General features: G+C 63.3%; 8 protein-coding genes. 6 read left to right on the forward strand and 2 right to left on the reverse strand.

Annotated elements, in window-relative coordinates; all coding sequences use genetic code 11:
• The first annotated feature begins 28 nt into the window (after positions 1-28).
• Genes BFN03_RS00125 through BFN03_RS00135 form a run of 3 tightly spaced genes read left to right on the forward strand, consistent with a single transcriptional unit; the run spans position 29 to position 3,623 of the window.
• The gene (locus tag BFN03_RS00125; protein ID WP_070380470.1) at positions 29-1,477 is read left to right on the forward strand and encodes an Ig-like domain-containing protein; all 1,449 of its coding nucleotides are present in this window, start codon (positions 29-31) and stop codon (positions 1,475-1,477) included.
• Positions 1,478-1,516: 39 nt separating this feature from the next.
• Positions 1,517-2,377, forward strand: coding sequence for an Ig-like domain-containing protein (locus BFN03_RS00130; protein WP_070377297.1), 861 nt, complete (start codon positions 1,517-1,519; stop codon positions 2,375-2,377).
• 40 nt (positions 2,378-2,417) lie between these two features.
• Positions 2,418-3,623, forward strand: a complete 1,206-nt coding sequence (locus BFN03_RS00135) for an Ig-like domain-containing protein (protein WP_084385443.1) — start codon at positions 2,418-2,420, stop codon at positions 3,621-3,623.
• Between the two features lie 166 nt (positions 3,624-3,789).
• On the opposite strand, the gene BFN03_RS00140 is transcribed toward BFN03_RS00135, so the two are convergent.
• Positions 3,790-4,668: an alpha/beta fold hydrolase gene (locus BFN03_RS00140; protein ID WP_070377299.1), complete on the reverse strand. Its 879-nt coding sequence runs from the start codon at positions 4,666-4,668 to the stop codon at positions 3,790-3,792.
• 557 nt (positions 4,669-5,225) lie between these two features.
• On the opposite strand from BFN03_RS00140, the gene BFN03_RS00145 reads away from it, so the two are divergent.
• From BFN03_RS00145 to BFN03_RS00155, 3 genes are read left to right on the forward strand one after another with little or no spacing between them, the layout of a single operon-like run.
• A complete protein-coding gene (locus tag BFN03_RS00145; protein ID WP_070377300.1) occupies positions 5,226-7,181 on the forward strand; it encodes an aconitate hydratase in 1,956 nt (651 codons plus the stop codon).
• A gap of 30 nt (positions 7,182-7,211) precedes the next feature.
• A complete protein-coding gene (locus tag BFN03_RS00150; protein ID WP_070377301.1) occupies positions 7,212-7,928 on the forward strand; it encodes a M50 family metallopeptidase in 717 nt (238 codons plus the stop codon).
• Between the two features lie 58 nt (positions 7,929-7,986).
• Positions 7,987-8,178, forward strand: a complete 192-nt coding sequence (locus BFN03_RS00155; RefSeq protein ID WP_070377302.1) for a hypothetical protein — start codon at positions 7,987-7,989, stop codon at positions 8,176-8,178.
• A 7-nt stretch (positions 8,179-8,185) separates the two neighbouring features.
• On the opposite strand, the gene BFN03_RS00160 is transcribed toward BFN03_RS00155, so the two are convergent.
• Positions 8,186-22,864, reverse strand: a complete 14,679-nt coding sequence (locus tag BFN03_RS00160; RefSeq protein ID WP_084385444.1) for a non-ribosomal peptide synthetase — start codon at positions 22,862-22,864, stop codon at positions 8,186-8,188.
• Between the last annotated feature and the right edge of the window lie 63 nt (positions 22,865-22,927).

Here is a 22,927-nt window from a genome sequence, read left to right on the forward strand (position 1 = left end):
AGCACGCCTCGTGATCGAGAGGAAATCGATGTTCGACAGAAATATTCGCCGCCTTGTCGGCGCCGCCGGCGCCATTGCGGTGGCCGCTGGATTCGCGGTCACCGTCGGTGCAGGCGTCGCTGACGCCGCTTCCAATTCGGTGACGTGGACCGACGGCAACAGCAAGTTCACCCGGACGATCAGCAATGTGAACCCCCGCGCGGGAGACACCATCACCTCGACTACGAGGTTCGAGCGGACCTCGAGCGTCATGGAGTTCATCTACTGGGTCAAGGACTGGCACCCGACGTGCCTAACGCCTCTGTCGGCGAGGGTGGGTAGTAACCCCAACGGGTACGACAGCTTTGAATCCTATGGCATCGACAGCAACGGCAAAAACGGTGACTGGACGAAGCTTGACGGCAATCTCACAAAATGGTCGGTGAACTCACCAACGCTGAGCGGTAGGCCGACATATCCGTCGCACCGCACGTTCGAGATAACGTACAAGGTCGAAGCGAAGTGCGACCGCGATGTTCCACTGGATACGGGGATGAGTTACAAGGGCTCGCTCGGCAGCGGCACGTACAAGACCAAGGGCCCAGCCATCACGGTCCAGAAGGACCAGCCCGTGATAAGCCTCTCCGCGGCCGCCGATGTGCCTTTCACGCAGTCGGCAACGCTGACGGCGACCGTGACCGACAGCGCCGAGGTCGACAAGATCGATTTCTACGACGGCACCACCAAGATCGGGACAGGTCCGCTGAACAACAAGGGTGTGGCGACATTCGACTGGACACCGGATACGCCCGGTCAGCACTCTCTGACTGCGAAATACGTGGGGAACTCGCGGGCCGAGCCCTCGGAGTCGAGCGCGCAGACCGTGCAGGTTTCGGATGCTGAGATTACGACGGTGCTGACCGGTCCGGAGGCTGCGGATATCGGCTCCGAGTCAACCTTCACGGCGCAGATGTCGCCCGTACCAAGCGGTGGCACTGTGCAATTCAAAGACGGCGCAGCCAATATGGGCGACCCGGTACCGGTGGATGCGGACGGCAAGGCGAATATCACCCGCACCTTCGATTCCCAAGGCACCCACACCATCATCGCGGAATACTCGGGCACGGATGGGTTTGCCCGTTCGACCTCCGACGGCCTCCCCGTGCCGGTGTCGGAGGCCGAGACCACAGTGATGCTGACTCCACCCGCGTCCGCGGCAAGGGGTGCCGCCGTGGATCTCGTGGCTCAGATCACACCGGCAATCGGTGGCGGTGTCGTGCAATTCAAAGACGGCGACACCGACCTGGGCAGCCCGGTACTGGTGGGCGCGGACGGCAAGGCGAGTACCACCCACACTTTCCGCTCCGCAGGTGACCACGAAATCACAGCCGTCTATAGCGGAACGCTGGGCCATCGGGGCTCGACCTCCGGTCCCGTCACGATCACCGTCACCGACGATGGCGGCACAGGATCGCCGGGAAACATCTTCGGCTCCTGACTCTGTTATCACGAATGCTTCATATTTGAAAGGGAATTCATGTCCGAAAGGAACAATCGTCGCGCTCTCGGCACCCTCGGCGCCGTAGCGGCGGCCGCAGGATTCACGGTCACTGCCGGCGTCGGCGTCGGTGCTGCGGCGCCGGCGCCGGTGGCATTCAACGACGGCACAAGCACCTTCACTCGCACGATCAGCGACGTGAGCGCGGCCCCGGGAGACACCATCACGTCGACGACGAGGATCGAACCGGTCGGTGATGTGTCGGAGACCATCGATGACTTCACGGATATCTACCCGGCATGTATGACGTTTCAATCGGTGAAGCTGGACGGGGAGCCCTTGGATCTCACCAACACTCTCGGTCCCGATTCCGTCACGGTCAGCAGCGGCAATGGTGCAGGGGATGTGCTGCCCCTGACAATCGGCCCGGAATCGCACACCTTCGAGTTCGCGTACGAGGTCGGCGAGGATTGTGGCCGCAATGTTCCGCTCGCGACGGGAATGCGATTTACGGTCTTGAACGACAGGGGTACCACCGTCCAAGAAGTCAACCTTGGACCGCGCATCACGGTCTCCGACGCCTCCACTACCGATCTCGCTGCCGTACCGTCCGGCGTGCAGATAGGGCAGTCGGTACCGCTGACGGCCACCGTGACCGGCGGCGGCGCCGGTGACACCGTCGAGTTCTACGACGACATCACCAAGATCGGGACGGCTGAGCTCGACGACACTGGCGCCGCGACATTGGATTGGACACCGGACACGTCAGGTGCCCATCCCCTGACCGCGAAGTACCTGGGAAACCCGCAGACCCAGAGTTCGCAGTCGAGTGTGCAGACCGTGCAGGTTTCGGACGCCGAGACCGGAACAGGATCGATCGGCAACATCTTCGGATCCTGACCCGAACCATCACGCACGCTTCGTCATTGAGAGGAAATTCATGCCTGGCATGAACATTCGTCGTGCGCTCGGTGCCTTCAGTGCCGTGGTGGTGGCCGCAGGATTCGCGGTCACCGTGGGCGCCGGCGTTGCTGACGCGGCTGACGACTCGAAGAAATGGTCCGACCACTTCAGCCAGTTCACCCGGACGATAAGCAACGTGAACCCCCATTCGGGAGAGACCATCACCGTGACGACAAAGTTCCAACGCAAAGCCGGTGGCGCCGTCGAGTACATCTACAACGTTCGGGATGTGCATCCCGCGTGCCTGACGGTCGTGTCGGCGAAGGTGGGTGGGAAGTCTTATGGCATCGACAGCAAGGGCGATGATTGGGCGAAGGTAAAGGGCAACATCATCAAGTGGCCGGTGTACCCGATGTTCGGACCGGAGCTTCCCGGGTTCAAGCAGTCGCGCACGTTCGAGTTCACCTACAGGGTCGGTGCGGATTGTGACCGCAACGTTGCGCTGGATACGGGAATGCGCTACACGGGTTCGCTCGGCAGCGGTAAGTACAGCACCAAAGGTCCGACCATCAAGGTCGCGCTGGACACCTCCACCACAGATCTCGCTGCCGCACCGTCCGACGTGCAGGTAGACAAGTCGGTATCGCTGACTGCGACCGTGACCGGTGGCGCCAAAGGCGACACCGTCGAGTTCTACGACGGTGCCACCAAGATCGGGACGGCTGAGCTCGACAAAAAGGGTGTGGCGGCATTCGAGTGGACTCCGGACGCGGCGGGTGAGCACACACTGTCCGCGAAGTTTCTGGAGACCCCGCATTCGAAGGGCTCGCAGTCGGGTGTGCAGACCGTGCAGGTCCCGGTCCCGGACGCTGAGACCACCACGGTGCTCACCGGCCCGTCGAGCGTGCAGGCCGGCGTGGAGGTGAGTTTCGAGGCGCAGGTGTCTCCAGCCCCTGAGGGTGGCATCGTGCAGTTCAGGGACGGCGACACCGACTTGGGTATCCCGGTGCCGGTGATCGAGGACGGCAAGGCGAGCATCACTCACACCTTCAACTCCGGAGGTACCCACGACATCACCGCCGTCTACAGCGGAGCCCCGGGCTATTCCGTTTCGACCGCCGGGGCCGTTACGGTCACTGTCACCGACACGGACGGTGTCCCCGGGGACGGTGGCCCCGGCGACGGCGACGGCAACACCGACGACGGCGGCATGGGATCGCCGGGCAACATCTTCGGATCCTGACCCAGGTTTATCCGCCAGGTGTTTCAGGTGGCGGCATAACGCTCGCGGCGTCGGCTGCTGCGTACAACTGGCTCGCATCACATCGAGACAAGCCTGTCGGCTTCGGAAAGTTCTGTTGCACTTCGCGTTCTCGTTGGTCCCCTGTTGCGGATGGACGGTTGTCCGTTTACGCTTTCGCGTCCGTTCCGGCTGCGACGTCTAGATGTGGCGATGCGTTCACTCTTGTGATGGCCTCGATTACCGACTTTGGATCATCCAGGGGGACAAATGTTCTCGAATTGGGAATCTCGATCAATGTCGAGTTGGGGAAGACGTCTGCAAGGCGCCTGCCGAGCCTCGGTGTAAAAAGCCGGTCTTGCTGTCCCCAGGCGAGGACGACAGGCTTGTTGAATTGGTGAAGCCTAGTCGATACCCCGACGAGATCGCTGACGCTGATTTGCCGCGCTAGGATCGCCAGATCCCGGCAGATGCGCTCGTCGTTCCGGCACGGCTCGAACCAGGCTTTGGTGAGATCCGCGTACTCATCCGTGAGCAGGTCGTAGCCAAACATCGAGTGGCGCAATGGACGTAGCAGCCGCATCGCGGTGAACATCGTTCTGATGGACATCGGACCGCGCATCAGTTGCAGTGTCATGGTGAACGGAAACGGCGGGAACTTTTCGAAGGCGTCGCAGTTGGCCAGAACCATCCGTCCGACGTGGTCTGGGTAATAGTCAACCACCACCTGACACAGCCCACCGCCGGTGTCGCTACCGACAAGCGTCACATCGGTCAGTTCCAGGGCGTCCATCAGATCGCGGATGAGCGTCGCAAGGCCGGCAAAGGACAACGTGACGGTGTCATCCACTGGGATGGTATGGGCACCCAACGGCAACGTGGGCATGACGCACCGAAATCCACTGCGGGCTAAGGACTCGGCAACTTCTGACCACAGCCGGTGATCGACACAGAGACCATGGATGAAAAGCACTGGCGGATACGCTGAGTCCTCGGGTCCCAGTACCTGATACTTGATTGTTGCCTGCTCCAGCGTGACTTGAGGCATGTCAGCTACTCTCCTTCGACCCCTAACCTGATGCGCTCGTGCGTTCTCGGCAACGTGTAGTTGTCAAAGTGGAACAGATGATCCAGCTGTGAATTAACCGTGTCTCACTTCGGTTTTCAGCGTGACGTGTCCGCCTTGCGTGACTCAGGCCGATCGGGTCCCATGTTGTAGTGCCCTGACCCTGGCTGGTCCCCGATACCGGGTCCACCTGGAGCTAGAGTCAAGCCTTGTTGATCTGAATTCAGTTGACTGCACAGGCGGTTGGGTTGCCTGCATTGGGCAGCGTACTCGGCCGGTGTGCCATCGTCCAGTGACGAGAATTGCCCCGATTTCGGTTGACTCCGCACGGTTGTGCTGCGAGCCTCACGCCGCCTGGGCCGCTTGTGAGAAGTGCACTGTCACCAATCGCACTACCCGCGCCGCTAGCAAAATCTAGGGGTATCTAGGGCATGGTGTAGATAGTTGAAGATTGTTCTGTCGAGTCTCGAGTTGCCTGTCGGCTCTGGCTCTCGCCGGGGGTCGCGGGGCATCCTGAAGATAGGACGAAGGGATCAACGATGCCGGACAATCTCGCCCGCAAAGTCATCGGTGCCCACCTCCTCGGCGGTCGAATGGAACCGGGCGAGGAGATCTCTATTCGGGTCGATCAGACCCTCACCCAGGATGCCACCGGAACACTGGTGATGCAGGAACTCGAGGCACTCGACCTCGACCGGGTCGACACGGAACTGAGCGTGCAGTACGTCGACCACAATCTATTGCAGGCCGACGAGAAGAACGCCGAGGACCACGAGTTTCTCCGCACAGCTGCGCTGCGGTACGGGTTGTGGTTCTCCAAGCCCGGAAACGGGGTCTCCCATCCGACCCACATGCAGCGATTCGGTGTTCCAGGCAAGACGATGGCCGGCTCCGACTCGCACACTCCGGCGGCAGGTTCTCTAGGCATGCTCGCGATCGGGGTCGGCGGGCTCGAGGTCGCCATGGCGATGGCGGGGAAGCCACTGCATCTGCGGATGCCGCAGATCTGGGGAGTGGAGTTGACCGGCCGTTTGCCCGAGTGGTGCTCAGCGAAAGATGTCATTCTCGAGATGCTCCGCCGCCACGGGGTCAAGGGCGGGCTCGGCAGGATCATCGAGTACCACGGACCGGCGCTTACGACTTTGACCGCGATGGATCGTCATGTCATCGCGAACATGGGCGCCGAGCTGGGTGCGACGACATCGATATTCCCCGCAGATGACGCGGTTCGGGACTTCCTGCGGTGCGAGGGAAGGGAAGGGGACTTCGTGGAGTTGCTCGCCGATGACGGCGCAGGTTACGACGTCCGCGAACACCTTGACCTATCGGCTATCGAGCCCCTGATCGCGAAACCGTCGTCGCCGGGGAACGTGGTACCTGTCCGTGAGGTTGCCGGTGAAGCCGTCAGTCAGGTTGTGATCGGATCGTCCGCCAATCCTGGGCTGCGCGACTTTGCGATCGCTGCGGCCATGGTGTCGGGGAGGCAGACCGTTCCTAGCGTGAGCTTCGATGTCAACCCGAGTTCCCGAGAGATTCTTTCCGATCTCACCGGAATGGGTGCCACACTCGAACTCGTCATGGCGGGCGCACGTATCCACCAGTCCGGGTGCATGGGCTGTATCGGTATGGGTCAGGCACCCGCAACGGGCAAGAATTCACTCAGGACGATGCCCCGCAATTTTCCGGGCCGCTCGGGAACCAGAGAGGACTCGGTGTGGCTGTGCTCGCCGGAGACGGCGGCGGCGTCGGCGCTCACCGGGGTCATCACCGATCCGCGTCGCTGGGCGGATGACGTCGGGATGCCGTACCCGACGATCGAGCTTCCGGATCGGGCAGCGATCAACACAGCCATGCTCGTGGCTCCGCTACCGGCAGCCCAGGCCCTTGAAGTCGAACTGGTCAAAGGGCCCAACATCTCGTCTCTGCCGGAGCTTCCTCCGCTTCGCGATCGGATCGAGGCGCCAGCCCTTCTCGTGGTCGGCGACAACGTATCGACCGACGAGATTTCACCCGCAGGGGCACGGGCTCTGCCGTTCCGGTCCAACATCCCCAAGCTGGCCCGGTTCACGTTCACTCAGATCGACGAGACCTATCCTGGGCGCGCGGAGAAGTCGGCGAAGAGCACCGGGCACTTCGTCGTCGGCGGCGAAAACTACGGTCAGGGTTCTTCACGAGAGCACGCGGCTATCACTCCCCGCTATCTCGGACTCCATGCGGTGATCGCCAAGTCGTTTGCCCGTATCCACTGGCAGAACCTCGCCAACTTCGGTGTGCTCGCACTCGAGTTCGAAAACCCGGATGACTACGACACGATTGCGCAGGGCGATGTGTTGATCCTCGACGGCGTGCGTGCGGCCATTCAATCCGGGCAGTCCTTGACCCTCTTGAATGCGAGGCGCGGGGCCGAGATTCCGGTTCGCCATCGTCTCAGCCGACGTCAGGTGGACGATGTGCTTGCAGGCGGGCTGATCCCACATCTCGCGAGCCGCGGGTAGGACCCGTCGGCGCCGATACACTCGGCGCCGATGAACGAAATTGAATCGTTGTGGGAGCGCATGAGTGCGGTCAGTCCCGCACCCCCCACATGGATTGTCCAGGTCGCCGCGGTGGTGGCGGTGGTCTTGGTTCTCGAACCGCACGCCTGGCGACTTACCCGAAATGTAGTGACCATCGTTCACGAGGGCGCACACTTGTTGGTCGCGCTGCTCTTCGGGAGAAGACTCAAAGGCGTGCGACTGCACTCGGACACGTCAGGTGTGGCTATTTCCTCGGGGAAGCCCACCGGTCTGGGCGTGGTTCTCATGACCTTCGCAGGCTATGTGGGCCCCGCCTTGCTCGGCTTGGGTGCGGCCTGGGTACTCGGCACCGGGCATGCGGTGGCGGTGTTGTGGATCGGGGTGGCGGCCCTCGCGGCGATGCTGCTTCTCGTCCGAAATCTCTACGGGCTGTTCTCCCTGAGTCTGGTCGGGGCGCTGCTGTTCGGGCTCGTCTGGTTCGGGACGCAGGACCAGCAGGTAGCGGCGGCTTACCTGATCACGCTGTTCATGCTTGTGGCCGCGACGAGGCCGGTCATCGAACTGCAGCGGCATCGCGCCAAGGGTGCGGCCCCGAACTCTGACGCCGATCAACTCGCGCGTCTCACCCACATTCCGGGGCTGGTCTGGGTGGGTCTGTTCCTCGTGGTAACGGTCAGTTGTCTCGTGCTGGGCGGCGGCTGGATCCTCCGCCCGGTTCTGAGCTGACGAGCGCGGATGCCAGGTCGGTGATGCGGGGGGTGCAGGGCGTGGTCCGCACAGCCCCATGACCAGCCGGCCAGGCCCGATCACGTCCACCACGTCGAACCGACTCGCGAGAGAACTCGTGCTCCGTCCGGGGGAAGTAGCCGAACTCGATACCGAAGAACCGCACTGGTTCGGCCCGAATGGAACCACCGTCGTGGAAATTCTGCACCTCTTCGGCCCTCACGGCGATCAGGCTGTTGCACGAACCTAGCGGCCGCCTATCGGCTGACGAGCGCGGAAGCCAAGACGGGTCCGAGGACCGCGAGGGCCTCCGGGTCCGTCATGTGGCGATGCGGGTACTCGAGGGTGTGGTTGATCAACTCCCCGCCGATCCACTGCCGCCACGTCTCGCTCGCCGCGACGGGTTGGGATTCGTCCCGGGCCGCGCTGAAGAAAAGCAATCCGCCATCGAACCGCTCCGGCGCGAAGCCGGCAGCGGCTTCTATGACGTCGACATAGTCTTCGTACAGCCGCGTCAGGTGCTCCGGACCGAGGTGCTGGGCGAGGTCGCCGTCGAACTCCGCCAGCAACTCCAGCGCCGACGGCAGCGGATCTTCTCGTTGCGCGGTGGCGTAACTGTCGATCATCGAGAGCATGCCCACTTCTTCACCGAGCGACCGCAACTCGACGGCCATTGCGTGGGCAATTACGCCACCCACCGAGTACCCGAGCAGATGGTAGGGCCCCTGCGGCTGTACTCGTCGAATCTCCTCGACGTACCGGTGGGCACGGTCGGTGATCGAAGTGAATCGTGCGCCGGGCACGGTCAAGGCCGGCGACTGCACACCGTAGACGGGTCTACCTGGATCGAGGTGGGTATGGAGTCCCGAATAGCACCAAGACAATCCGATCGCAGGATGTATGCAGAACAGGGGTTCTCGATCGTCGCCTCGGCTCAGAGGCAACAGTATGTCGAGCGCGGAAGCGGCTTCGGGAGCCTGCGCGTCACTGGACGACATCCTGGACGCGATTGCTTCTGCCGTCGGATCGTCGAAGAACCATTCGAGCCGGACCTCGACACTCGTCATGGCGTGCAGTCGTGATGCGGCCCTGACTGCGGACAACGAGTTGCCCCCCAATTCGAAGAAGCTGTCGTCCAACCCGACCGGACTCGTACCGAGAATCTCCTCGAACACGGACGTGACCATTTTCTCGATACGCGTGATGGGAGGCCGAAATGGCTGGGTCCGCGCAATACCGGGATCGGGCAGTGCTCGCCGATCAAGCTTGCCGTGGGGTGTCGACGGCAGCGCGTCGACCACTGCGATCTGGTTGGGCACCATGTATTGAGGAAGACTCCGAGCCAGTTCCGCCGACAACAGTCGGGTGTCGATCTCTACGTCTGGGCAGGGGACCACATACCCGACCAGACGGGTTCCGGCAGAAGGGGATTGGTGCACGGCGGCTGCGGATTGAGCGACATCGCGGTGAGCTCGCATCGCCACTTCGACTTCCTCGAGTTCGACGCGTTGGCCGCGAATTTTCACCTGGAGGTCATTTCGGCCGAGGTAGACGAGGGTTCCGTCATTTCGCCGACTCACCACATCGCCCGTCCGATACATCCGTTCACCGGACGAACCCCATGGATTGGCAACGAACCGGGCGGCGGTCGTACTGGGTTGTCCCAGGTAACCGCGTGCGAGCTGCGCCCCCGCGAGATACAGCTCACCAGGAACGCCGACCGGGGAAGAGTGTAGTCGCGTATCCAGAACGAGCACACCGACGCCGGGAGCAGGCAAGCCGATCGGGACGGCCCCCTCACTGGTGTCGACGATGCAGCGTGTGACAGCCACAGTTGATTCGGTCGGACCGTATTCGTTGTACAGCACCGCATCCGGACACCGTGTGTGGAAGGCGTGGGCGGTGTCCCGAGGCAGCGTCTCGCCGCCACACGACAGCTGTCGCAGCGACCCGAGATCGGCATCGGGAACCGCCAGGATCTCGGCGAGCATGAGTGGGAGGAAGTACCCCACACTCACCCGATGCCGTTCGATCAATTCGGCGAGGCGCCGCGGATCGCGCCGGCTGCCCGCCGGTGCGATCACCAACCGCGCACCCGCGACGACCGGCCACCAGAGCTCACGCACCGAGGCGTCGAACGTGGACTGCAACTTCATCAGCACCGTGTCCTGCGTGCCGATCGGGTCGGCGTGCTGCCGCCAGTCCAGAAAGTTCACGACGGACGCATGAGTCACCACCACGCCTTTCGGTGTACCCGTCGATCCCGACGTGTGGATTACGTAGACGGGGTTCTGTGCCCGCAGTGGTGCGATCCGGTCGGCATCGGTGACCGGAGACGAATCGACAACGGACACATCAGCGCGGTCGAGGACGACGAGACGGACACTCTCGGGCAGGGCATCGAAGACATCGTGGCGGTCGCGCTCTGTGGTGAGGACGATGCGCGTGCCCGAGGACCGGATCATCTCGGCATTGCGAGACGCCGGATGCTCCGGATCCATCGGCATGTACGCCGCACCGGTTTTCGCCACGGCATACATCCCGATGAGGAGATCAACGCTGTGGCGGACGGCGAGTCCCACGATGGATTCCGGCCCGATGCCGAGGCCGATGAGATGGCGGGCCAGACGATTGACGGCCACGTCGAGTTCGCGGTACGTGAGTTCGCGCCCGCCCTGCACGACTGCTGTCGCCTCCGGCGACTCGGCGACCTGCCGGTCGAACAGATCGACGAGCGTCAGGCCGGTGGGAGCTTCCACCGCAGGTGGAGCGATCCGTTCGAGGACGGCCAGATCTCCAACGGGCAAATCAGGTTGTGCGACAGCCTCGCTCAGGGTCGAAACGAAACGGTCGGCGATCGCCGCGACAGTGTCATGGTCGAACAAATCGGTCGCATAGGTGAACACGAGGGACATTCCGGCTCGCTCCGCCGGCGGGTGCGGTCCGACGATCACGGTGAGTTGGAGGTCGACCCTTGCTGACCTGATGGACGGGGATAGCTCGCGGACCTCGAGAGCGGGCAGAGTGAGCTGGGTGTGGTCGAGGTTCTGGAAGGCCAGGGCAACCTGGAACAGGGGATTACGTGCGCGGGAGCGCGCAGGGTCGAGTACCTCGACCACGGTTTCGAAGGGGACGGTGGAGTGCGCGAACGCATCGAGATCGGTTTCGCAGACCCGGGCGAGCAGGCTGCTGAAGCGTTCCGCGGGAGCAACTTCGGTGCGCAGAGCAAGGTTGTTGACGAACATGCCGACCAGTTCGTCGAGGGCTTGGTCTCCTCGTCCGGCGACAGGTGTACCGATCACGATGTCGCTCGATCCGCTGAGCTTCGCCAGTAGAGCCGCGAATGCGGCGTGCACGACCATGAACGCGGTGACCGAGTTCGCCGCTGCCGTGCGTTCGATCGCACGGCAGAGATCGTCGTCGAGAGTTGATTCGACGTTGCCGCCGCGGTGCGACGCAACGGCGGGGCGCGGTCTGTCGGTCGGAAGCCATAGTTGTTCCGGTGCCCCGTCCAGCATCTTCTTCCAGTACGACAGCTGCTGTGTAACAACCGAATCGGAATCTTCTCGTTCACCGAGGAAGTCGTGTTGCCACAGCGTGTAGTCCGTGTACTGGACGGGTAGCGGCTGCCAGTGTGGCGCCTGTCCGGACAGTCGCGCGGAGTATGCCTGCATGAGGTCGCCAGCCAGTATGCCCATCGAATAGCCGTCCGCGCTGATGTGATGGACGGTCACGGCCAACACCCACTCGGAACGAGACAGGGCGAAGAGTCGGGCGCGTATCGGAAGCTCGTCGCTGAGCATGAATCCAGTAGTCGCACAAGCCGTCACTCGTGCAGCGAGCTCATCATGGGATACGGGAATCGGTGTGAGCCGCGGCACCGCCCTCGGTGCCGGGATGATTTGCTGATAGGCGACACCGTCATGCTCGGGGTATCGGGTGCGCAATGGCTCGTGACGGCGCACCACGTCCCCGAGCGCTGCGCCAAGGGCGGCCACATCCAGTGACCCCGAAAGCCTCAGTGCCAGAGAGATGTTGTAGTCGGGTGATCGGGGGGCGAGGCGAGCAAGGAACCATAGACGTTGTTGAGCGGGAGAGAGCGGGATACGCGTAGGCCGGGGACGGACGGTCAGGGCTACCGGGGCCGTGCCCGGAGCTCGATCTGCGACGACCGCAGCGAGCGTGGACACGGTAGGGGCGTCGAACAGGGTGCGCACCGGCACGGTGGTTCCCAGTGCCGCACCGATTCGCGAGACGGCACGTGTGGCGGACAAAGAGGTACCGCCGAGAGAGAAGAAATTGTCGTCCCGCCCCACCAGTTCGGCACCGATCACCTGGGCGAACACCGTCGCCACTACCTGTTCGGTGGGCGTGCGGGGGGCGTGGAAACGGACCGCGGCGGGCTCAGGGTCGGGAAGGGCCGCGCGATCGAGTTTCCCGTTCCCGGTCAGCGGCACGGTGTCCACGACGACCACGGTCGTGGGAACGAGTGGCGTCGGCAGATACGCGGCCACGTATCGGATGATCTGCTCTGGATCAATGTTTGCATCTTGTGCCGGAACGACATAGGACACTAGTGCGTCAGCACCGTTGTGGAGCACGCGCAAATCAGTTGCGGCGAACTTCACGCTCGGATGCTCGAGGAGGGTCGCGTCGATTTCGCCGAGTTCGATCCGGACTCCGCGCAGTTCGACCTGCGCGTCGTTGCGATACAGGTACTCGATCGAGCCGTCAGGTCGCCGCCGCCCGACATCGCCGGTCCGGTAGATACGTTCGCCGGCCGCCCCGAATGGGCAAGCCACGAAACGTTCCCCCGTCAGCCCCGACTTGTGGTGGTAGCCTCGCGCAACACCCGGACCACGAATGTAGAGTTCGCCCGCAACACCCGGCGGAACAGGGTGCAGGCGCGAATCGAGCAACAGGATCGCGGAACCGCGCACCGGACGGCCGATCGTGACGACCTCGCCGGGCGCCATCGAATCACTGATGCTCGTAACTATGGTGGTTTCGGTCGGCCCGTAAGCGATGAACAATGAGATATGTTCCTGCGCGACCCAGTCGGCAACGAGGCGCGGGGGGCAGGGTTCGCCGCCGACGACGACTAGTAGTGCGTGCAGTCCGGCCGGGTCGATCGTGGACAGTACCGTCGGGGTGGTGAACATGTGGCTAACCCGTTCGGCTACGAGTACATCTGCGAGTTGATCGTGGCCGTAGACCGTCGGTGGCGTAAGCACCGCGCAGGCACCCGCGCCGAGCGCCATGAGCAGTTCGAGCATCGTCCCGTCGAAACTGGGGGACGATGCGAGCAATATGCGTGAGGACGCCGTCACAGAGTATCGCTCACGCTGCTCTGTAGTGAGATTGGCGAGACCTGCGTGTGTCGCCACGACACCCTTGGGCCTGCCGGTCGAACCCGACGTGTAGATCACGTACGCCGGATTCTGGGTGTGCAGTCGTTGCACACGATCGGAATCGGTTATCTCCGCCGACGAGTAGCCGCGGCACTCGGTACGGAAGCCCGGGTCGTCGAGCATGATCCAGTCGACCGCGTTCGGCATCACCTCGCGATCCGCCTGAGTGGTCAGCCCGAGGACGGCGTCGGAGTCTTCGAGAAGGTACGCGATGCGGGGTACAGGGTAGTGGGGATCTACGGGCACGAACGCAGCCCCGGTCTTTGTGACGGCCCATATCGAGAGGACCGACAGTATCGAACGAGGTAGGCCCAGGGCCACAACCGATTCCGGGCCGATTCCACGCTGAATCAGTGCGCGAGCAAGTTGATTTGACTCGAAGTCGAGTTCGCGGTAGGTGACAGACCGGCCCTCCGCTCTCAACGCCAACGCGTCCGGGTCTCGTCGGACGGCCTCCGACAACAACTCGGGCAGCGTTCGTGGTGGCAGTGACGGTGGACCTGGGTGCCCGACCTCGACCTCTCGCTCTTCACGGCCGAGCAGCTCTATGTCACCGATCACTGCGGCGGGATCTTCGAATACGGCCGCGAGGATTCGCTGGAACCGATCCGCGAAGCCAGTCACCGTCACCTCGTCGAAAAGGTCGGTGGCGTAGGTGAAGACGCAGGACAGTGTGCCTGGGTCACCCGCAGAGTCGAAGGACTCGGTCACCGTCAACTGAAGGTCGAACTTCGATGTGCGGGTGGCGACCTCGACGATTCTTGCGGACACGTCCGGAAAGTCGATCGCGATCGGGACCGGGTTGTGGAAAGCCAGCGCCAGCTGGAACAGTGGGTTGTGGCTGCGGGAACGAGTTGGCGAAAGCGCCTCCACCACATCCTCGAAGGCAACGTCAGCATGGGAGTACGAGGCGAGGTCGACGTTGCGTACGTGGGCGACGACCTCGGTGAAGGATGTATGCAGAGGGGTGTCGGTTCGCAGCACGAGAGTGTTGACGAACATGCCTACGAGATCGTCGAGCTTTCGCGGTCCACGTCCGGAAATCGGAGTGCCGACGGCGATGTCGTGGACACCGCTGAGCCTGGTTGCAAGAACCGCCAGTGCCGCATGCACCACCATGAACGGAGTTGCGTCGAGTGAAAGTGCGAGTTCACGAATCCGTTGGTGGCTGTACGCGTCTAGCGTGAATATCACGTCGGCGCCGCGGTGGGTCGCAACAGGAGGGCGGGTGCGGTCGAAGGGAAGCGGCAACACTTCGGGTAGGCCGGACAGAGCCTGCGTCCAATACGAGAGCGCCGCGCCTCCCTGTCGACCGGGTAGTTCTTGCTGCCACCGTGCGTAGTCGGCATATCGAACGGGCAGCGGAGCCCAGGCAGGCGTGGTACCGGCTGTCCGAGATTTGTATGCTGCCAGAATATCTCGCACAAGAGGACTGAGCGAGAAACCATCGACACAGATGTGATGCATGACCACGACCAGTACCCACTCGCCCTCACCGATTGCGAGGAGCGCCGTGACGATCGGGGGTTCGACGGTGAGGTCGAATTCCGTCGAATGCAGTTCGTGTACCAGTCCTGCGGGGTCCACCGTCTTCCTGATCCGGCACGGCGGTACAGCAGACGCGGGAAGAATGTGTTGGTACGGAATCCCGTCACACTCGGGATAAACGGTGCGCAGGGGTTCGTGACGCTCGATCACGTCATTCACCGCCGCGCACAGCGCCAATTCGTCGAGTGCACCCTTCAGGGACAACACGACCGGAATGTTGTCAACGGTCGCGTAGCCGTCGAGGCGGTTCAGGAACCACAGTTGCCGTTGTGCTGACGACAGTGGAACGTAGGCGGCCGGAGCGCGAGCCACGAGAGGTATCGATTCTGTGCCGCGTCCTCGCACGGCGAGGTACTCGGACAGACCCGCCACGGTGGGATGATCGAAAAGCTCGCGAATCCCGAGTGAGACCCCCAACGCTGATCCGAGACGGGCGACAGCCTGCGAGGCGGTCAAAGAGTTGCCCCCCGCCGCGAAGAAGTTCACGTCTCTACCTACGTGGGGTGTGCCGGTTACCTCGGCGAATACGAATGCGATGACGTCCTCGACTGGGCGAATGACAGAACCGGTTTCACCTCGCAATGGGGGCGGTTCCGGTAGGGATGCGCGGTCGAGCTTCCCGCTGCTCGTGAGGGGCAGAGCGGCGAGGTGGACGATTACCGAGGGAATCATATAGGCCGGAAGCACGTCCGCGAGCCGCTCGGTGATCTCCTCGGCATCAACAGTCAGACCATCGGCGGGAACTATGTAGGCGATCAGTCGCTCTCCCGTCCGTAGATCTCGATTGACCTTCACCGCAGCCTCTCTCACCGCGGGGTCGGACTTCAGCGCCGTCTCGATTTCGCCGGGTTCGATTCGCTGGCCGCGACTCTTGATCTGAAAGTCGACCCGTCCGATGTAGTGGAGTCGGCCCTCGTCGTCCCACCGCACCGAGTCGCCGGTGCGATACATTCGCCCGCCCTTTCCGCCGAAGGGATCGGCGACGAAACTGACCGCAGTGAGGTCCGATCGCCCGGAGTAGCATCGCGCCACATATGCACTGGCGAGATACAACTCGCCTGTGACCCCAGCGGGCACTGGGCGTAATCGGGTGTCGAGAACATACGTACGTATGTTGTCGACGGGTCTACCTATGGGGACGGCGTCGCCGAGGTCCGCGGCGCCGAACGTCTCCGCGGTCGATGCGGCAACCTCGCACGGCCCGTACCAGTTGTGGAGGTCCGCGTGGCTGATGTCGCGGAATCCGGCTGCCGTCGCCGTGGTCAGAAGCTCCCCCGCCGAGATCACACGGCGCAGCGTTGCCGGCGTGCCCCGCCCACATTGCTCGATATACGCGTCGAGCAGGGACGGCACGACATGAAGTGTTGTGATCGCCTCTTGCTCGACGATGCTTGCGAGACAGCGGGGATCGCGATGATCATCGGGTTCGGCGACCACTACCTTCGACCCGGTCTCCAACGGCCAGAACAGTTCCCATGCAGAGATATCGAATGTCAGCGGTGTCTTGTGGAGCACCACGTCGGAGGAGTCGAGCGGGATCTGCTTCTGGGCCCAGCGAAACTGGTTCACCATCATTTCGTGGGTCACCGTGACGCACTTGGGTCTTCCGGTGGATCCGGACGTGAATAGAACGTACGCGGCATTCGCGGGACGCAACGGCGAGCGTCTGTCGGCATCGGTGATGGGATCCGATTCGAAGCCGGCCACGTCCAGAGCGTCGAGGTCCACGATGGGCACACCCTCGGGCGTGGTTCGTTGCTCGGCGCCGGACACCAGGAGCAGCGCAGGATGGACGGTGTCGACCACCTGGGAGGTGCGGCCGAGAGGATGCTCGGCATCGACAGGAAGATAAGCGCCACCCGCCTTCATTACCGCGTACAGCGCAACGAGAAGGGGCAAGGATCGGGGAATCGACACACCGACAACGGTTTCCGGTCCGACACCTTTCGTTACCAGGTACCGCGCAAGCCGGTTGACCCGCGAATCGAACTCGGCATACGTGAGTCGTTCCGTACCCGATACCACTGCGGTGGCCGTGGGCGTGCGGCGCACTTGGGCGGAGTACAGATCGGGCAGGGTATCGTGGGGAACCGGCGTATCTGTCGCATTCCACGCACGCAGGACTCGTTCCCGTTCCTCGGCGCCGAGCAGGTCGAGAGCACCGATCGGAGTGTGCGGATCCCGCCCGATGCCTTCGAGTATGCACCCCATGCGCGAGAGCAGTGCGGCCCCGTTGTACTCGCCCGTCCGGTATTTGGCGGTGAGCCGAAGCGTTTCATAGTTTTGCGCCGAGAGCGTCACGGAGTAGTGCGAGGCATCATGTGCACGGACTCCTTTCAGTACGAGTCCGTCCGCCGCGACAGTCGACCCGATCCGGCCGACGGGGTAGGACTCGAACGCGACCAAGGTGTCGAAGAGCGGTGCCACACCGACTGCCTTCTGGATCTCTGTGAGACCCAGATAGTGGTGATCGAGGAGTTCGACGTGGTGAGCCTGCAGTCGGGTGAGCAGTGTCGCCGCGTCGACATCGAGGTCGAGCGGAATCCGGACAGGGACGGTATTGACGAACAGCCCGACCGCCGATTCGACGCCGGTGAGTTCCGCCGGTCGGCCGGAGACGGTTGCGCCGATGACGACTTCGTCCCTTCCGGTCGCGTGTCCGAGTACGATTCCCCAGGCCAACTGGACGAGGGTGCTCAGCGTGACTCCGAGATCTGCCGCGTGTGCGGCCAGCGTCCGGGTGGTCTCCGCATTCAGTTCCAATTCGGCCTCGGATATGTGCCCGGTGTTCTGTGTCGGTGGCACGGGTGCGGTGATACCGTCGAGTGCCTCAGCCCAAACCCTCGCCGACTCGGCCGTGTCCCTTGTCGAGAGCCACACCAGGAAGTCGCGGTACGGGCTCGACGAGGGCGACTCCCTCGGTGCTCGACCGCCCCGATACACGGTGAACATTTCGCGCACCAGAACCGGAATCGACCAGCCGTCCAGCGCGAGATGATGGCTCGTGATTGCGAGTTCGACGCGACCTCGATCACACGTGAGCAGTGTGAATCGAAGCAGTGGGGGAGCGGCGAGGTCGAAGGCGGTGGTGCGGTCCTCGAGCAGAATCTGCTCGGCGGCGGCATCCGCATCGGGGCCAGACAAGTCCTCGTGTCGCCATCGAAGAGGTGGGTCGTCGAGTACGAGTTGAACCGGGACGCCCCGACGGTCACGTACGAACGCGGTTCGCAGATTCGCGTGCGCTGCAAGGACGGCCGAGCAACTGCGGCGCAGGCGCTCGGGATCGACCTTCCCCGACAGGCTCAGGATCACCTGAATCACATACGGATCGGGATCGTTACCGGTGAGCGCTGCGTGGTAGAGGAGACCTGCTTGCAACGGAGTCAACGGCCACACTTCGAGCAGGTCGGAGTGGCGCCTTTCCCACTTCTCGATGTCGCGCCGGTCGACGGAGACGAGCGGTAGATCCGACGGGCTCAGCCCACCCGGGGGTGGACTCAGAGTCCGCTTCGTGAGAGCGGTCAGCGCTTGCACCCACAGATCAGCCAGATCGCGTACGTCCTCGCCGGAGATTGCGTCGGCGGCGAACGCGAACGTTGTGTCAAGGGCGCCGGCCGACGCGAATGCGGTGACGTCGATCAGCGCGGTCACGGGCATCGACGGGTCGGTCCACGAGAAGACAGCAAGGTCGTCCAGCACGGGGCGCCAGTCACCGTCCGTAACAGCGGCATCGAGTCGTCCGAGATAGTTGAAGCTGATCTGTCCGTCCGGACGCTCCCGCAACTCCTTCGCGGTGTCATCACCGAGATACCGCAACAGCCCGTATCCGATTCCCTTGTCGGGCACGGCGTTCAGTTGCTCCTTGACCGAGCTGATCGCGCTGCTCGCGGCGGGTCCGCCAGCGAATGCTTCGGCCAGATCGATTCCTGACAGCTCCAGTCGCGCGGGGAACATACTGGTGAACCACCCGAGTGTGCGTGAGAGATCTGCGCCGGGCAGAAGCGATTCCTCCCGGCCGTGCCCCTCGATTCGGATCAGGGGCGCGGTCGTGGGCCGACCTCGACGTCGCTGCCACTCCGTCAGCGCAAGGGCAAGGGCGGTGAGCAGAACGTCGTCGATCTCGCAGTGGAGTGACCTCGGGACATCTATGAGCAATGAGTGTGTGACCGTTGCAGGAAGATTCACGGCAACACGGTCGACGGTGGAGTTGGTGTCGCGCTCGGTATGGAGCGGTCGGGTGCCGAGAGGGGGCTCGTCTGCACCGACAACCTCGCGCCAGAATGTCAACTCGGACCGTCGGTTCGGCCGCTGAGCCTCTTCGATCAGCCCGTATGACCACCGTCGCAGTGAGGTCCCGACTGCGGCAAGCGTGATGGGATACGACCGAGCCCCTACCTGAGCCCCGGCTTCCGCGAGATCACCGATCAGGATTCGCCACGAGACGCCGTCGATCACCAGGTGATGCGCGACGAGCAGAAGCCGTCCGCGCCGGGAGGTATCCGACGCCCCGGCGTCCAGCCAGACGCACTGCAACATCACGCCCGCAACGGGATCCAGCCGTCGTGCAGCTGCTTCGAGTTCATGTCGAACACGGCCGTCCAATTCCTCATCGCCGATCTGTGCGTTGACGGGAACTCGGAGAATGAGATCGGCGGCCGCCGGGCCGGATGCACTCGCGCTGAGGAATGCCCTGCCATCCGAGTGTCGAAACAGATGTGTGCGCAGAGCGTCGTGGCGTTCGAGTACCGCTGTGACCACCTCGCACAGTCCGGTCGCATCGATTCCAGGTGGCAACTCCACCTGTACGGCCTGCGCGTAGCGATCGATGTCGGGGAGATTGTCCAGCAGAAAGGCCGCCGCCGGAGTCAGCGGGATGTCTCCGATCCCGCCCCCGGGAAGTTCCTCGAGGAGGGGGGTGTCGATCGCGTCATCGGCGATGCCGGAGAGGCGGGAGACGGTGCGTTGCTCGAACACGTCACGGGGGGTGAACGAGATCCCCACAGTCCGTGCGCGGGACGCTACCTGAATCGCCATGATGCTGTCGCCGCCGAGTGCGAAGAACGAATCGTCTACCCCGAAGTCACCGGATCCGAGAACTTCGGCGTAGATGTCGTGCAGGATGCGTTCGCGTTCGTTACCCGGTGATCTCCGTTTCGACGATCGGAAGTCGTTGTCGAGAAGAGCATTACGATCGAGCTTTCCGGACGGTGTCAGGGGGACTTCCGGGAGGGGGGTCACCGAGGCGGGGACCAGATACGAGGGCAGTTCGGCGCCGAGGAATGCAAGCAACTCCTCCTCGTCGACGTGATCGGTTCCGACCACGTAAGACGCCAGCTGGGAGTAGGCACCTTGCGACCTGACTACGGTGACCGCGAAGCGGACCGACGGATGTCGGCACAGGGTGGCGTCGATCTCGCCGGGTTCGACGCGCACACCGCGAAGGTTCACCTGATCGTCACTGCGCCCGAGGTAGTCGAGTTGATGGTCGGGCGTCCATCGGACGGTGTCTCCGGTGCGATACATGCGGCTGCCCGAAGGTCCGTACGGATCGGCGATGAACCGAGCCGAGGTGTCCGCTACTCGGCCGTGATATCCCCGGGCAAGTGAGGCTCCCGCGATGTAGAGTTCACCGACCACACCGACGGGAACGGGGCGCAGCCGGTGGTCGAGTACTACCGCTCGCGTTCCCCGAATCGGCCGGCCGATGGTGACCGGCTTCGACGCATCCAGGGGATTGCTGAGGGTTGCCATCACGGTGCTTTCGGCAGGACCGTACGCGTCGATGACATTGCACTGGGAAGTCCATCGAGACAACAGGTCTCGCGGACAGGATTCACCGCCGACGACCAGTGTGCGCAGGCCCTCGACGTCGCTCGGCTCGATCGAGGTCAGTACGGACGGGGTGATGAACGCGTGTGTGACGCGCTCGGTGGTCACCAGCTGGGCCAGCGGCGATCCGCCGTAGACCGTGGGCGGGGCGATCACGAGGGTGGCACCGGAACCGAAGGCCATCAACATCTCGAAGACGGAAGCGTCGAAACTGGGCGACGCGGCATGCAGAACCCTGGACACTCCATCGATGCCGAATCGGGCGCGCTGTTCGGCAACGAGGTTGGCAATCCCGCGATGCGTGACCGCGACTCCCTTCGGAACGCCCATCGATCCGGATGTGTAAATCAGATAGGCGATCTGGTCGAGTCGCGGTGTACAGCGTGAAGGATGGGAAGTAGTCGATCCGCTCGCCGGCAGCCAGTCGACGGTGGCCGGTAGGTTCGGCAAGAACTCTTCGGTGGTCAACCCGACCGAAGCGCCGGATCCGTCGAGCATGTGCCGCACGCGAGGCCTCGGGTAGCTCGGATCCACGGGCAAGAACGCCGCCCCTGATTTCGCCACCGCCCAGACCGAGCAGACGTAGTCGACCGATCGTCCGAATGCCAGCGCCACAATGTCGTCCGTCCCCACCCCGGCGCTGATCAGAGTCGTAGCCAACAGGTCCGACCGTTCGTCGAGTTCGCGGTACGTAATCTCCTGGCCCGTGCAGACGACCGCGACAGAATCCGGATTCTGCATTGCGGACCGGCGCAACAGTTCGGCGAGGGTGACGCCGGTGTGGCCGGGAGGGCCGGTGGAGGGAACCAGCGCCGCCGCTTCTTCGGTCGTGAGGACAGGTAGGTCGCCGATCGGGTGGGCCGAATCGGCTCGGAGGAACTGACGGAGGTATCGCAGGAATCGAAAGTGATGGTGTTCGAGCTGCTCTTGCGAATAGAGGCGCGGGTTCGCCTTGAAGTCGAGGTGTATGGGTTCGCTGGGTCCCTGGCGGTAGAGATTGACCAGAAGGTCCTCGATCGGTCCCGAAGAGAGCACGTGTACGTGTGTCGTCAAAGAGCCGAGCTCGAGATCCTCGGGGGAGAGCATGATGTTGACCACGGGGCCGAACAGCCGGGGTTCGGTGGGCGAATCTCTCCGGTCCGCTCGGATGTCCTCGTGACGGTAGAGCTGATGTCGCAAGGCCCCGGACATCGCAAGCCGTGTGCGGGACACGAGATCGCCTACGCTCGATGTGCCCGAGGCCGCGATCCGCAATGGGACCATGTTGGCGACCATGCCGCTCGACATACGCAGCGCCGCTGTTGTGCGCCCCGAGACGGGGAGGCTCAGCGTGACGTCGTCCTCGCCGGTCATTCTCGCCAGATACCCGGCCACCGCAGACACCATGACTGTAGCCGCGTTGACGTCATGAGCCGAGGCGCACTTGTCGAACTGGTCGGCGATGTCATCGGGCAACAGTCCGCTGACGTCCCGGGAACCGGCCGCGGCGGGGGCACTGCCGCGCGCCAGCGTGCACGAATGACCGACCCCGCGCATAGTTTCGGTCCAGTACTTCCGGTCGGCTTCCCGGCGCGCCGAGCGGCTGTACCCGATCTCGAGTTCGTGGATGTCTCGAACGCCCAGTGGGCTGTTGACCGGCGGAGACCGTCCGTGCATCCCGGCCGTGTAGATCTCGGCGCTCCGGCGAAGCGCGCTGATGGAGCCGAAACCGTCCAGGGCGATGTGGTGGGCCCGCGAATACCAGAAGTAGTGTTCGCGCCCGACGTGCAACAGGCAGGAGATTGTCAGCCGATCGCGCTGGACGTCGATCGGGGCAGTGGTCTCGGCGAGCATCCAGGCGTGCGCCGATGCCTCGGGATCGGATTCTGCGCGGAAGTCCAGGTACTCGAGCTTCAGTTCGAGGTTCGGGTCAACCCATTGCAGTGGTTGGGAGTCGACCTCGACTATGCGCAGTGAGAACGAATCGAATTCCGATGCAGCTCGGGTACACGCCGACGCCAGCAACCGTCGGTCCAGGGCGCCGTGGATCTCGACGTACTGGGCGACCGAGACCGGCACCGTCGGGTCGACCTGTTGGGCCAGCCACATACCCCGCTGAGCAGGGGAGAGGGGAAATGCGTCGGGATGGTTCGAGGTCACTGAGCTCATTGGTCGGCTTCTCTCACGGATTCTCCCCGACGATGTCGCCTGCCGGGGACATGACTCCTGTCC

The sequence above is a fragment of the Rhodococcus sp. WMMA185 genome, from assembly GCF_001767395.1.
Classification (GTDB): Bacteria; Actinomycetota; Actinomycetes; order Mycobacteriales; family Mycobacteriaceae; genus Rhodococcus_F.